The 14,630-nt window shown below is 57.5% G+C and carries 11 protein-coding genes; 2 read left to right on the top strand and 9 right to left on the bottom strand.

Going from position 1 to position 14,630, the window contains the following annotated elements:
- Positions 1–21: 21 nt before the first annotated feature.
- Positions 22–2,067 carry a glucans biosynthesis glucosyltransferase MdoH gene (gene mdoH / locus PSR62_RS10960; protein ID WP_274407784.1) on the bottom strand — a complete coding sequence of 682 codons (2,046 nt, stop codon included), beginning with the start codon at positions 2,065–2,067 and terminating at the stop codon, positions 22–24.
- On the bottom strand, positions 2,057–2,524 hold the full coding sequence (locus PSR62_RS10955; protein WP_274407783.1) for a hypothetical protein: 468 nt from the start codon (positions 2,522–2,524) through the stop codon (positions 2,057–2,059). Before PSR62_RS10955 ends, mdoH begins: the two co-directional genes overlap by 11 nt.
- A 594-nt stretch (positions 2,525–3,118) precedes the next feature.
- Between PSR62_RS10955 and PSR62_RS10950 the strand changes: the two genes are divergently transcribed.
- Complete coding sequence (locus tag PSR62_RS10950; RefSeq protein WP_274407782.1) at positions 3,119–4,471, top strand: glucoamylase family protein; 1,353 nt, start codon at positions 3,119–3,121, stop codon at positions 4,469–4,471.
- 158 nt (positions 4,472–4,629) lie between these two features.
- Positions 4,630–6,360 (top strand): glucan biosynthesis protein, encoded by a 1,731-nt coding sequence (locus PSR62_RS10945; protein WP_274407781.1) that lies wholly within the window; start codon positions 4,630–4,632, stop codon positions 6,358–6,360.
- A gap of 42 nt (positions 6,361–6,402) precedes the next feature.
- On the opposite strand, the gene PSR62_RS10940 is transcribed toward PSR62_RS10945, so the two are convergent.
- The 7 genes from PSR62_RS10940 to PSR62_RS10910 form a co-directional block, all read right to left on the bottom strand.
- Positions 6,403–7,728 (bottom strand): redoxin domain-containing protein, encoded by a 1,326-nt coding sequence (locus PSR62_RS10940; RefSeq protein WP_274407780.1) that lies wholly within the window; start codon positions 7,726–7,728, stop codon positions 6,403–6,405.
- Positions 7,729–7,780: 52 nt separating this feature from the next.
- On the bottom strand, positions 7,781–8,782 hold the full coding sequence (locus tag PSR62_RS10935; RefSeq protein ID WP_274407779.1) for a sugar phosphate isomerase/epimerase family protein: 1,002 nt from the start codon (positions 8,780–8,782) through the stop codon (positions 7,781–7,783).
- Between the two features lie 98 nt (positions 8,783–8,880).
- Positions 8,881–9,786: a rhomboid family intramembrane serine protease gene (locus tag PSR62_RS10930; protein WP_274407778.1), complete on the bottom strand. Its 906-nt coding sequence runs from the start codon at positions 9,784–9,786 to the stop codon at positions 8,881–8,883.
- Positions 9,787–9,820: 34 nt separating this feature from the next.
- Positions 9,821–10,261 carry a hypothetical protein gene (locus PSR62_RS10925; RefSeq protein ID WP_274407777.1) on the bottom strand — a complete coding sequence of 147 codons (441 nt, stop codon included), beginning with the start codon at positions 10,259–10,261 and terminating at the stop codon, positions 9,821–9,823.
- A gap of 1 nt (position 10,262) precedes the next feature.
- On the bottom strand, positions 10,263–11,339 hold the full coding sequence (gene floA, locus PSR62_RS10920) for a flotillin-like protein FloA (protein WP_274407776.1): 1,077 nt from the start codon (positions 11,337–11,339) through the stop codon (positions 10,263–10,265).
- Between the two features lie 189 nt (positions 11,340–11,528).
- Positions 11,529–13,265 carry a YihY/virulence factor BrkB family protein gene (locus PSR62_RS10915; protein ID WP_274407775.1) on the bottom strand — a complete coding sequence of 579 codons (1,737 nt, stop codon included), beginning with the start codon at positions 13,263–13,265 and terminating at the stop codon, positions 11,529–11,531.
- A gap of 119 nt (positions 13,266–13,384) precedes the next feature.
- Complete coding sequence (locus PSR62_RS10910) at positions 13,385–14,371, bottom strand: 2-hydroxyacid dehydrogenase (RefSeq protein WP_274407774.1); 987 nt, start codon at positions 14,369–14,371, stop codon at positions 13,385–13,387.
- Positions 14,372–14,630: the final 259 nt, after the last annotated feature.

The raw sequence follows: 14,630 nt of genomic DNA, 5'->3' as shown, positions 1-14,630 counted from the left end.
ATCGGGTTGGAAGCGCGGCGTTCAACCGGCCGCGTTGGCCAATCGCTTGGGACGCGCGTGCGTTTGAACATGAAGCTCTCTGAGCAACTCAATGTCGCTGAGCAATGCACGTCTCCACTCCATCGGGATCTTCGACACATCGACGCCGCTGGATCCATCCTTCCCAACTTGCAAACGCCGACTGGCATCTCGAACTTCCTTCCGTTCGCTCTCCGTCATCGCATGCTCCGCATGACTGGCTCGCAACACCTCGTGATGCGTGTGAAAAAAAGTCGGGCTGTCGATCAGCTGTTCTAACATCGACGACTTCGGCAGAACCGCCCATTGTTTTCGGGAATCCAACATCGCTTGTTCGTACAACTGGTACACCTCCGGCGGGTTGGTTTCTTCTGGGATGACCAGCAACCGCAACTTCGCCAACGACTTACCGAGATCCCGACTGGCCATCACCATCGCCAACGGAACGGCCAAAATCAAACCTGCGGTGATTGGCAGAAACCACACCGCCCACGAGGGGGCGAACAGGAACACCGCCGCGGTGATCGCGGCCCCCAAAATGGTCAGTCCTCCGTAATCTCGGACGGCTTGCAGCATCGGCACGCCATGCTCGCCACGTTGCTGCGATGACCATGTCACCTTGCGACCTCTCAACGTGGAGACCACAAATCGGGTGTGCATGACAGCCATGATCGGCGACAGCAACACCGACAAAACGATCTCCATCACCACACTCAGCAACATTGAAATGGCACCTCCAAATCGCCAGGCCTGCCCGCGAGCGACCACGTTGATATAGCCATACAACTTTGGCACCAACAACATCGCCATCGCCGCGATGAACAACCCGAACTGCAACATGCTGGGCGCCACCGATTGGAAGACGACCAAGTCCGAGGGAACACCGTTTTCCCAAGCCCAGCTGGCAACACACAGGCAGGTGAACAAGATCCAAAGCGGTGAACTGGCATACGCCAGCACACCACTGAAGAAGTGCAGGCGACTGACGGGATGAAAACCTTCACTGAGCAGCAACCGACTGTGTTGCAAATTGCCTTGGCACCAACGTTGATCCCGCTGCGCGTAGTCGGTCAACGTGGTGGGGCACTCCTCGTAGCTGCCTCCGATGTCATTCGCCAGTCGAACTTTCCAACCATTGCGGACGAGCAGGGATGCTTCCACAAAATCGTGCGACAAGATTTCGCCTCCCAAGGGAGCCTGTCCTGGCAACACTGGCAAGTCACAGCAATCGCAGAATGCTTCCACTCGAATGATCGCGTTGTGGCCCCAGTAGTTGCCTTGCTCCGCCGCCCAGGCATCAAACCCTTCGCAGAACACAGGACCATAGGCCGCAGCGGCGAACTGCTGCAGACGAGCGAACCAAGAGTGTCGACCGATCGGTGTGGGTGGAACCTGCAAAATGCCCAGCCGATCATCCGCTTCCATTCGGCGAACCATTTCAACCATCGTGTCGGGCTCAAGCAGACTGTCCGCGTCCAACACGATCATGAACGAATACGGATCGGACCAGCGGCGACAAAAGTCAGCGATGTTCCCCGCCTTGCGAGCCACATTTTCTCGGCGATGCCGGTAGTAAACGTTGCAGGACGTTCGGACTTCTTCTTCCAAGCGGTCGGTCAACTGAGACCATGCCAACTCTTCCGCCAGCCAGACCTCGGAATCATTCGTGTCACTCAGGATGAAGAAATCAAACCGGTGATTCGGCCCCAACCCTCGAACCATCGCTTCCACCCGTGCAAACACATCTTCGGGTGACTCGTTGTAAACCGGCACCAGAACCGCCGTCGGAGGCTTCTCGCCCGCCCCCGTTGCCGGTTCGTTCTTGGGCGTTCGATGACGCAGCAAACGAATCCAACCCCATGTCGCGACAACAAACGAAAATCCGATCCACCCGAACAGCAACGCAAACAGAGGCACGGTCAGCCATTCCAACCATCCGCGACCATTCGCCGACATCGATGTGACATACACAGTCGTGCCAGCGGTCATGATCAACAGGACCAACGTTGCGATCACCCAACGGGTTCGTTTGATTTCTTTACTGACCATCGGTCATGGCCTCTGGCCGTGGTCCGCGGCCTTTCCTGCCGACCGAACCAATCAACGCTATCACTGGTTCTTGGATGTGACGTGATGCCATCTCCATCCACCATTGTGATCGCAACGGACCAATCAATGGCGGTGTCTCGTTCGGACGCAGTGTCCGAGCTCCCGATTGAGGAATCACCCGCCGCCGCTGGTTCGTGGTCCCCTCCACTGCATTCTTGCTTGGATCAAAAAACAACTCGTCGATCGCCGCTTCCAAAGTCACCTGCGGCAGACGCGGGTCATTGCTTTCAGCGGCATCGTGCACCGCTTCGTTGGAATCGGTGTCCCCTCGCAAGCGTTGTTTTGCGAGCCCAACGAAGTAGTGCGATTGATCTCGCACACTGTCAGGATGGTGGTTCCCGCAGCGATGCAAGTAGTCCGCAACAACAGACAGAGATTGGTCGTTGAGAGTGTTCATCGGAAGAGCCTGAAAAGAAAAGGGGCCAGTCGAACGAGTGGCGCGTGGGCTTCACGTGACGCTAAACCAAACGGTCAAAGCATCGACGCTTGCCACCACCAGGGTTTATCAAATCCCGCGCCAGAACATCCCGACTCGCCGGCAAATTCGTTTAGAAGTTCGCTAAGGGAGCCACGAGCGGCTCACGGACGGTGCAAAGAGTCCCGGGAACGCCCTCACCCGCACGAGAAATCATTGCGAATTTATGGGCCGCATCAGCACTGGCAACTGCGAGCTCAGAATCGGGCGATGTGACTGATTTGCTGCCAGAAAATAGCGCAGCCAGCTTTCAATGGCGGCATCCACGCAGACTCAAACACCGTCGCCGGGCCGCGGTTGAAAATCGAGCAATGGAGCTTGCGATCCCACCAAGGCAAAACTAACATCCCTCAGAGACAAACAAAGACAACCTGCCGACCGTAATGAAGTTCATCCCCAGCCCGCTGGTGAACTCGTTTCGCTCCTCGGCCGCCCCTGCCACAACGCAGCGGTGGTCGCCCTCCCACCAACTCCCCGTCGCGCCCGCCTGCTCCCCCGCTAAACGGATTCGTCAGCATGAAGCGACGTCTGCTTCTTTCCGCCTTCGCTGCGACGCCCTTGCTGGCGGTGCATCATCTTCGTGGCGACGGCGATTTCCCGCTGGTCTCCGCCGATTCTCACGCGGCAACGGACGAACCGATGATGGACGAAGCCACCGCCCCGTTCTTGGACGATCTGCGTCGGCGATGCTACCGGTACTTTGAGGAAGCAGCCGACCCGCAATCCGGACTGATCGCCGACCGTGGGCACACCGATGGAACCTCGTTCAGCACCTACGCCAGCACGGCCGCCTGCGGATTTGGTTTGGCCGCTCATGGAGTGGCAGCCAACAACGGCTGGATCTCCCACGAGGAAGGCGCCTCGCGTGCTCGCAATATGCTGAGCTTTCTGGTCAACGATGCGGAACACGAACGCGGGTTGGTCTATCACTTCATCGACCGCCTCACCGGCCAACGAGCCCTGGACTGTGAAGCGTCCACGATCGACACCGCCTTGCTGATCGCCGGTGCGATGCATGCCTCTCAGGTGTTCCCAGAGGATCGCGAGTTGGTCGAACTGGCGGATACGTTGTACGAGCGAGTCGATTGGCGATGGATGCTTGGCGACAACGGATGCCTGCACATGGGATGGCGTCCCGAAACCGGTCGGCTGCCCTATCAATGGGACCGTTTCAGCGAATTGACGATTCTGGTTCTGCTCGCGATTGGCGCCCCCAACTCCGCGATTCCACCAAGTTGCTGGACGGCTTGGCGACGGGACACACGGTTGCATCATCAAGGCGAATCCTTCATCAGCTACCCGCCTCTGTTCGTGCACCAATACCCGCAAGCGTTCTTCGACTTCCGTGGCGTCGTCTCACCGGACGGTCGCAACTACTGGCGAAATTCGCAATTGGCTCACCTGGCGCAGATTGAGTTTCAACAATCCCTCGCCAACCAATCTCCTAAACGATTCGGTCACTACGGCGAAGACTTGTGGGGTTTGACCAGCAGCGATTCATCGAGCGGTTATCGGGATTGGGGCGGCCCCTATCAAGACGGCGAGGCACAACCTGATCGCGGGATCGATGGGACCGTGGTTCCGAGTGCCGCGGGCGGAGGTCTGGCGATCGCACCCGAACAAACCATGCGGACCCTTCGCTATCAAAAGGAAACGTTTGGGGAATCGATCTACGGGCGGTACGGCTTCGTCAACGCGTTCAACCCACCACGTGGTTGGATTGGATCCGACGTGATCGGTATCGATACAGGGATCACACTCCTCTCCGCTTCCAACTTGTTGGAAGAAGGCGTCTGGCACCCCTTCATGCAGCACCCCGCCGCCCAGCGAGCCTTCCGATTGGCTGGTTTCCGCCCCTTGGTCGGCTAGGAAGGGTTTCCAGCCGGAGACGCTCGCTTCATCTTTTCACTTGGGCACGCTGAGTGCGTCGCGGAGGCTAGACTGCTTCGGTGACGCCCAAGCGGTGCAAACTTCCCTTGCTGCGTGAATCCAATGGGACCAGGTGAATGTATTTTGACCGATGTGTTGTGAGGCTCTTGTCTCTTGCTGGCCTCGCTGGTGTTCTTGCACTGTCGCTCTCCGCTCGCTCCGCCGGAGCCGTGGATTTGATCGATGTTCGCGACTTTGATTCGCTTTGCGAACTGGCGGCCGAGCGTTCCCAGCAAGAACACGAGCCGGCCCCGCCACTGCCGGAGCCCTTGGCATCGTGGCAGTACGACGACTACATCCAGGTGAAGTATCGCCCTGAACGAGCCACTTGGTTCGACCAAGGATTGCCATTTTGGTTGGAAACCTTTCACCGCGGATTTGTGCAAACCGACCTGGTCGAGCTGTTCACACTCAACCCTTCGCCCAACGGCGATACCATCAGCCAACGCATCGCCTTCAACGCCGACGACTTTCTCTACGAGGCGCCGTTGCAAGCGGACGAGATCCCACCGGCGGGTCACGCTGGTTTTCGAGTTGTAGGACCGTTCCCCAATCGCCCCGATGCGCAAGAGATGCTGAGCTTCATCGGGTCCAGCTACTTTCGCGGACGCAGCGGAGACACGATCTACGGTGCCTCCACGCGCGGATTGGCGATCAACATTGCGATGATGCAAGATGAAGAATTCCCCGACTTCCGCGCGTTCTGGATTCAAATGCCGGCGGCCGATTCAGACCAAATCTCAATCCTCGCATTTCTCGACAGCCCCAGTGTCACCGGTGCTTATCGTTTTCGGCTGCTGCCTGGCAACGAAGTGACCCGAGTGAAGGTTCAAGCCCAAATTTTCTTCCGCGAGCGCCCGCAAAAAATCGCGTTGGCTCCCCTGACCAGCATGTGGATGTGGGGGGACGGACTGAAAGGTCCTCCCAAAGACAGCCGACCGTCGGTCCATGACAGCGACGGACTGCTGATCCAAACCGGTCCTGAGGCCTGGCGTTGGCGAGCGTTTGCACGTCAGAGCTATCCATCCGTGACCTCCACCGAAGTCGAATCGCTTCACGGCTTTGGATTGATCCAGCGGAACCGTGCCTTCTATCACTACGATGATCACAACGCCCGCTACGACAAACGCCCGAGCGTTTGGATCCAACCCGACTCCCCGTGGCCCGACGGTCGAATCGAATTGCTTGAACTGCCTGGAGCACATGAAGGCATCGACAACTTGGCGGCGTACTGGTTGCCGCCTGAATCAACCTTGGCCCCGGCCCTCGATCCCAATTCAGAACCGAATGCCTCCCCAGCCACTGGTGAGACGCCCAACGCCTCGAAACCAACCATCGAAGCCAAAACGGATGCTGCAACCGTCAATGCGTCAGTGAATCCAGGTGCTCCCACACGCCCAACCCTGGCACCACTTCAACTCGCCTACGAAGTTCGTTTTTTCGCGGGTGATCCGCCCGAACACAACGTCCTCGGTCGAGCCACCAACCTGACCGTCCAACGCCCCCAAGACGATTCCCAACCGATCGAACTGGAGATTCGTTTTGCCGGCCCCATCCTGCGAAGCTTGCCCGCTGATCATCCGCCTGCGATCCAGTCCAACTCCACCGCAGGAGAGATCACCCGGAAAGAATTGACGCGAACCGAAGAAGGTGACTGGATCTTGCGTCTCGAAGTGAGCTTGGCGGACGACAACCCAGGTGACCGCCCCGTCGAGTTAACGCTCATGCTCGTCAGCGAAGACCAGCCCGTTTCAGAAACGTTCTGCTATCTCTTGCCACCAGCAGAACCTGAATTTGTCTATCCAGCGGTCTACACGCGGCAAGAGTAACCGCCGCAACGCTCGCTCTTTGATCAGGCGAACGCAGGCCGCCTACTCTTCCGGCTTGGCGTCCGTGGGAACAGAAGAAGCAATTCGTCCTCCCTGAACCAAGACTTCCAGTTCATCGGTGAACTGCTGCTTCAAAGCTTGTGCACCTGGATAACCTTGATGCACCGCTTCGACCACTCCTGAAGGTGCAATCAAGAGCGTCAGAGGAATCGACTTGGCGGAGAACAAATCGATCAGGTCCCCCTTGGGATCCGAGGCGACCGGCACATCCCAATCCTGCTCGCCAACGAACCCTTTGACCAAAGCAGAACTCTCGCCCACGTTGACGGCATAAAACTGAACGCCCTTGTCAGCGAACGCCTTGGTTGTCTCAGCCAGCACTGGCATCGCTTGCAGACACGGACCACACCAAGTGGCCCAGAAATCCAGTACGAAGACCTTCCCCTTCAGGTCTTCCTTTCGAACCGTGGAACCGTCCAGAAGCTTCAACTCAAAGTCGGGAACCGATTCGCCCAGGAGGGGATGCTCGGCAAGTTCTTCGGAGGACTGCTGCTGAAAATCTTCCAAGGATTCGTACTCCACCGCCTCACGTGGCGGAGTGTATTGAAACAGTTTTTCATCGACCTCTCCGATCACCCGCCAAGATTTGAAGTCGTATCGCAACGAATACGCGTACCCTTGAGGCACCGCAACCTGTCCGGTGGCGATCAACATCGGCGTCAGATCAACGAGCAGACGCAATGGTCGCGGCTTGCTTTCGTCACTGATCCAAAGATCCCAGGTGACGCCATCCTTTTGCTGCCCACGAAGATGGATGGAATCGATGCTGCCTCGGTACTTCATTTTCCCCGCGACTTCGACCGACTTCATTCCACCGAGAAAAGTGACCGCCGGATCAACGCCTGCCAAAGTCAGCGCCAAGACGGCCTCGGGGTAAGGTCCCAGATTGAGTTCAGAACGAGTCGCCAGCTCTTGAGACGACGCCACTTCTGACAAGCGGAAGAAGGCTTCGGGTGTCAACGCCACCACGCCTTTTTCGCCATCTGAATACAACCGTTTTCGATCGTCCGCCGACTTGTAATAAATCGTGTATTGATCGGGGTACTTCGACGCGATTTCGTAAACCGACTCCACTGTTTCAACGACCTCTCCTCCCATCACCGTTTCCGCTGACAAGTCGACGGTCGCGCGAGAAACATCCGCTTTCAAGATTCTCGAAAACAGAGGCGTTAAAGCCTCCCGAACATCTTCGCTGAGTTCAAACGAAGGCTTGTCCTGCGCGTGGGACACGGATGGGGTTGCGAGGAACACGATGCACCACAGCAACAACGGCTGGGCAAGCCATTTTCCAAAACGAACACAGTTCACAACAGCAGCCAATCAACAAAAGAAGCAAGACAAGAGTGGGCCAGGATGCCGATCAGGCAGGGAAGCCTTTGAGAAACGCGACGCTTTCTCGAACGCTATCCAATGGTGCGGGTGACTGATCTTGCTCGACATGGCATTGATCGACACCAATTTCGCGAGCCAATTTCATCACCGCAGGAATGTCGATGATGCCGTTGCCGAGTTCTTGGAAGGCGTCGTTGGGAACTTGACCTTCGTCGGTGATCACTGGCGTGTCCTTCTTCAGATCCTTCAGGTGCACCTGGCTGATCCGCCCCGCCAAACGGCGCATCATTTCAATGGGATCTCGGCCGCCAATCTTGGCCCAGAACACATCCAATTCGAACTCCATTTTGTGCGGGTCGAAACGCTCGACGAAGATGTCAAAGGCGGTCAGTTTGTCTGCATCCTTTGCTTCGCCGCTCTCGTTCGAATTCTTGTCCGGGTTCGCCGCTTCCGCGTTGTTGAAGGTGGCGAATTCAAAGGAATGGTTGTGGTAACACATCCGCATCCCAGCGTTGCGAGTCTGATCAGCCGCCTTGTTGGCTCGATCCGCTATCGCGCGGCACTTGTCCGCCGTGTCGCGTTGATGTTTCGCGATGTAGCCGAACACAATGTGTCGCAGCCCAATTCGTTCCGCCAATTCCAAGGTTTGCTCGACAGAACCGACGCCGTCCTTTTGTGGTTCAGAGATGACGTTGAAATCCATGAAAGCACTGTGGACGATCAACCCGTTGTCGCGGGCGATGGCCGCCAAGCGAACGGCCTCTTCATCAATATTCAGCAATTCAACTTGCCGATACCCGGCTTCGGCCACGGCTTGGAGCGTGCCTTCTGGATCAGCCTTCATCTCGTGGCGAAGTGTGTACAGCTGCAACCCGATGCGGTCCATGTAGGGCAAAGGCGTCCCACCTTGGTCGGCTGCTTTCTCCGCCTCTTGGGCTAACAAGTTCAAAGGTTGAGCCAACCAAGCCGCCATCGCGGACGTGGCGGTCATTTGCAGTGCTGTGCGGCGATGAATCAATGGAGTCTTCATTGGGACCGAAGTGGAGAGGTGCCAAGGTGGATGCGAAACTGACGGGCGACTCAACCAGAGGTAGGCGTCCCCACGAATTGCCAGTCCACTTGGAACGGTCAGTCCAGGTCGCGTTTCTGTCGCTGACGCCGGCTGTATCGCTCCAGGGTTTTTCGTTCCGAGGAAGTCAGGCTGGATTCCCCCGAGTCATGGATTTTAGCCAGAATTCGGTCCGCTTCCTCTGCTTCGGCGCGGATTTTTTTGTCGGGATCGTGCAATTTCAGTTTGGCTCGACGAGATTTCTGCCGCATTTGGTTCGGAATCTCAGCAAATCGAGAGAAATCCAGCCACTCAAACGACCACCTCCATTGGGCATACATGAACCCAAACACCGCCCCAGCCAGGTGAACTTCAAAGGCGGTGGAACTCGCCCCGCCAAAGATCCCCAATGCCGATGCCAAGTCGCCCACGACCAACAAGCTGGCCAAAACCCAGGCCTTCATGGGGAAAACGAACATGAACAGCACTTCCTGATGAGGGAAGTAGCAGGCAAACAAAATCATCACAGCCACGACGGCACCACTGGCTCCAATCGTGCTCCCGACTAGAAAACTCGGGTCGATCTGGCCTGTGGAAGCGAGCGACATCACCCACGGGAAGAGCATCGCGACCAGGCCGCCGAAAGTCAGCGAGATCAGATAGAACCGCAGGAATTCATGCCCCCCCAACCGTTGTTCCACCGGTCGCCCGAAGACAAACAGCAAGAACATGTTGAAGACAAGGTGCAGGATATCATTGGTGTTGTGCAAAAACCCGTAGGTCAATGCGCGAAACCACAACCAGGGCTGTGTCAACGTTTGACCGCTGACGCCAAACCAATCGCTGAGCTGCCCCTTCGAAATCCAATCCATCACAAAAATCGCGACGTTGATTCCGATCAAGATTTTGATCATCGAGATGGGATTCTCAACTCGATCCCACGGTGTTCGTTCCGAGCGACTGTAGTCGCGGTCGTTCAGCCCCATTCTGGCAATTCACCCATCACTAAAACTTGCATCGCTATATTTCGCGGCGTTTAAGAATTTCGCTCATCAAAAACGCTTGCTGAGCCCCACCTGGGCGAGACAACAATCGTCGAAATTTTTCGGCCGGCATCAACATCCGGCCTCGTGGAATGGAGTCAAAGGAACCTGCCTCACTTTCGCTCGATCGTCCATCGTCCGAAAGTCGCGGGTTGTGTGTCGGACGATCGTCCACCACCTCGCCAATCACAATGTCATCGTCATCGTGGTCATCCGTCAACGAGACATCGATTGCTTCGGCGAGTTGCCGAGTCACTCGTTCGCGATTGCGGTCTGAATATTGTCGAGGACGAGAACCGCCGCGTTGCTGCCGTTGTTCCTCTTGCAACGCACGGTATTCAATCGCGTTGCGTTGACGAATCTCTGCCGACTTCCGAAGGAACGTCTCGAGCTCGTTTAGGTTTTCTTCGCGAGGCATTTCAGTGGGTCTCTTCGGGCATGTCGGATTCTTGCGAATGCCCGGCCAAGGCACGCCGCATATCGGTGTCCGCATTCACATTCTGCAAACGGTAGTAATCCATCACCAACAGTTTCCCGTTGCGGAACGCTTCCGCCATCGCACGTGGCACGTCGGATTGAGCTTCGACCACTTCCGCTTGGCTCTTGGCGATCATCGCCTGCATCTCTTGTTCTTCCGCGACCGCGGCGGCACGCTTGCCCTCCGCGTTGGCACGAGCGACGGCGGTGTCGGCTTCCGCCTGATCGGCTTGCAACCGAGCACCAATGTTGGCCCCCACATCAATGTCAGCGATATCGATCGAAACGATCTCAAACGCGGTTTGGGAATCCAACTTCTTCACCAACACAGCTTTGCTGATCACATCTGGATTTTCGAGCACCGCTTTGTGGCTGACGGCCGAACCAATCGCGCTGACAATTCCTTCGCCGACACGAGCGATGATGGTTTCCTCGGTCGCACCACCAATCAACTGTTGCAAATTGGCTCGCACGGTCACACGGGCACGAACCTTCAACTGAATCCCATCTTTCGCGACCGCATCCAGTGACGGTTTCGCAGACCCCCGCGGCGGACAATCGATGACCTTGGGATAGACGCTGGTTTGCACCGACTCCAACACATCCCGGCCCGCCAAATCGATCGCGGTCGCCTCGCGGAATGTGAGCGAAATCGTCTTGGCCTTCTTCGCGGCAATCAATGCCCGAATGACTTGTTGGACATTGCCTCCGGCCAAGTAGTGCGCCTCGAGCGCCCCCACCGTCAATTCAGGGTCGTCCAGCCCGGCTTGCGTCGCCATGATCTTGCTGCGCACGATCGCCCGGGTGTTGACCTTCCGAAACGTCATTCCAATCAGATTGCCAAACGAGATCTTGGATCCCGTCAGCACCGACTGAATCCACAACCCGAAATAGCTGGTGAAGATAAACAGAACCACAACGATCCCGGCGAAAATCACCAATGCACCAATCAACAGGGCAGTGGTGACCTTGGGCATCTGAGCCAACGGCAGGGTGTCCAGCAACAGCGATGCGATCATGGGGCGTCTCAAGAGGGCGGCACATTTCAATCCAGGCGAAGCTGCCAGATCGGAAGAGGCCCTGAAAGGATGCGAGGAAGGCGTTTTTTCCTTCGGGAAGGCTTTCGAAGGCCGCTATCATCGTCCTGGCCCCGTCATCCAGTGTCAAGCGCAGCGACCCCGCCACAACGCCCGTTCAGGCAACTTCACTCAGCCAGACAAGTTGCCGTCGTCGCCGGGCTCGGAAACGGCCGAATCGGCCGCAGAATCACCCTCTGAGGCTGGTGAATCCCCGCCCATCCACTCCGCCAACGAACGCGATCCCGCGGCCACACACTCGGCTTCCTTCAGATCCGCCAACGTCTTCCACGCCGGATGGTTGCTCGCCGGTCGGAACCGATGGGCCAGCCGCATGACCTCGGCCAACAGAATCTTCTTGGCGGGACGAGCGAGTGTGAGTTGGTTCTCTTGTCCCGGCCCTGTCACAACACGCCGCAGAAAGTTGCCTTCAATCAATCGTGTTTCCATCTCGTGCACCACACGGCTGGACAATCCCAAGCGATCGGACAATTCCTGACGTCCCACCGCCTCTCCGCCCGCGAAAGCGATGGCAACTTCGGTCATGATCGGCAGCATCCAGTCCGGATCGCCCGCCGGCAGATCCTCTTGCTTTTCGCTGCGGCGGCGGAACTCTTTGCCACGGACGGTTTGCAGGGTGTAGGTCAGAATCAAACCGAACAGAACGATCAACCAAGTCAAATAGATCCAGAGCAGGAACAACGGAATCACACCGATCGACCCGTACAGTTCCAAGTAAGGAACCGCCGTGGTCACGTAGATCTGAAAACCGTACTTGGCGAATTCCCACAGCACCGCGCTCACCGCTGATCCCATCACAGCCGCTCGCACGGAAACATGCGTGTTGGGCATCAACGCGTACAACAGGAACAACAACACCCAAGCAGCCAGCAGCGACAACGCATGCTGCAAAATCCAAACGGGCCCTGACCCTGCTCCCAAATCCCCAAACCAATCGATGACCTGCGCCGACATGTAAAGACTGAGCGCCAGCAACCCGCTGCCCAGCGTGATGATCGACCAGTGAACCGCCACGCGCAAATGGATCGGACGCTGCGTCGGTGCGTCAAAGATGCGATTGAACAGATATTCCGTCGCGTCCGCCAACGCAACGGCCGCGTAGATGAACAGCAGCAATCCAAAGACTCCGATCGAAGCAAAATCCAGCGAAGCAATCTTGGACGTCGCACCATGCAACGTCCGGCGAATGATTTCGCGAGCCTGATTGTCGGCCTCCGCCTGGTCCACCAGCTCTTTCGCATCGACGACTTCCCCGGCCGCGTCTTCCGCTGTGGGTGGATAACCATCGATCGCGGGGACTGTCACGTTGCCTTGCAACTGGCCCTCCGCTTCGCTTCCCAGGCCCCCGCTTCCCATTCCCCCGGCGCCCAGGCCCCCGGCTTTCATCGCTGCGTCTGCCGGCCTGTCCGCGTCTTCCCGTTCAGCATCCACGACGGTTTCAATCACAGCGTCCTCTGGATCACGGAAGTCCGGCGTGTTCACTTCCGACGCATTCACCGTCAGCTCCGTCGGCAGTGCCCCCGGATCAGGTTCTGGCACCGGGATGTATTCGGCGGGAATCTGGGGCACGCCAAAGAACGAATACAACTGGTTCTCCACTCGCAGTTGCACGTCGTCGAGCCCACCGAAGACGCGAAACATCACCAACCCCAACACCACCACGGGGATCAACGAGAAGATCGTTCGATAGGTCAGTTCCGCCGCCATCCCTTCGGCTCGATGGCGACGCAATTGTTCGCCGCAGTGAATGACAAGGTCCCAGGCCGTGCGCAATTGATGCTGGCGACGGGACAGTTCATCCCTGGGTCGCTCGATCGTTTCGACGAGGTAGTTCCACCAGTGACGCACGGTGTTTTCCTTGGAAGGGTGGTCGGTGGGAGGAGAAATCGAAACGAGCGTCTCACAGGGAAAGCCTGGTGAGTTGGCACGCCGCCATTCAATCGGTTTCGCAGTGACTCACGAATGCATCAAGTCACCGAGCACCGCAGCGGTTGACCGGACAAGCCCGCGATCAAGTTGTCGACCGCGATCTCAGCCATCGCATTTCGACTGGTGTGAGTCGCACTACCGATGTGTGGCAAAATCACACAATGGGGGGACTGCACCAGCGGGTGCTCGGCCGACAAAGGCTCGGGCGTCGTGACATCCAACCCCGCTGCAAAAACGGACCGGTTCTCCAGAGCCTTGACCAACGCGTCTTGGTCCACGATCTCACCTCGTGCGGTGTTCACCAACACCGAGGTGGACTTCATTTTCGAAATCGCCTCGGCGTCGATCAGGTTGCGAGTCTCGTCGGTCAGTGCGACGTGCACCGAAACGAAGTCGCTTTCGGTTAACAAAGTGTCGAGCTCGACGCGGCGGCCGCCCAATTCTTTTTCCACCTCCGCTTGGTCACTGCGTGAGGTGTACAGCAGCTTCATGCCCCAGCCGCCGACCAATCGCTGTGCGGTTGCTCGACCAATTCGTCCCATGCCGACAATCCCCAGCGTCTTGCCAGCCGGTTCGACACCCAACCAACCCGTTGGCTCCCAGGTTCTCCACTCGCCCTGCCGAACTTGGGTGCCCGCCGGCAGGACATGCCGTGAGGCAGCAAACAACAACGCGACGGCCAAATCAGCGGTGGCATCGGTCAGCACGTCTGGCGTGTTCCCCACCGCAATGCCTCGCGTCTTGGCCGCATCGACGTCAATGTTATTGAATCCGACGGCGTAGTTGCTGATCACCGCCAACTGGTCCCCGGCGAGGTCCATCAGCTCACCGTCGATCCGGTCACTGAGCATCGTCAGCAACCCGTGACGACCTTTCACCAACCGACACAGCTCCTCGCGACTGGGTGGCGTCGTTTCCGGCCAAACCTCGACTTCACAAACTTCCCGCAACCGCTGCAAAGACTCACCAGGGGTCTGCCGGGTGACCAAAACACTCGGCCGTATGACTGCTTCATGGCTCTTCATCTTCTCAATTCCCCTTCGCGGCTTTCTTCGAAACCGGCATAATGGATCCTAGTCCCGCGACCAGGGCTTCTCGTTACCTAAAAATGATACGATGGAGTCCGTCTGCGAGACACTGGGTTCAAAATCGCAGCTGGGTTCAAAATCACAGCTGGGTTCCAGATCCATTGGGTTCCGGATCATTTGGGTTCCGAAGCGGCGAATGGAAACCCAGCGAATGGAAACAGGGATCCTTTCCTGAACCCGCGTGCCTCGCGATGCG

The organism is Rhodopirellula sp. P2 (assembly GCF_028768465.1).
GTDB lineage: Bacteria > Planctomycetota > Planctomycetia > Pirellulales > Pirellulaceae > Rhodopirellula.
This window is presented reverse-complemented; position numbering and strand designations above follow the sequence as displayed.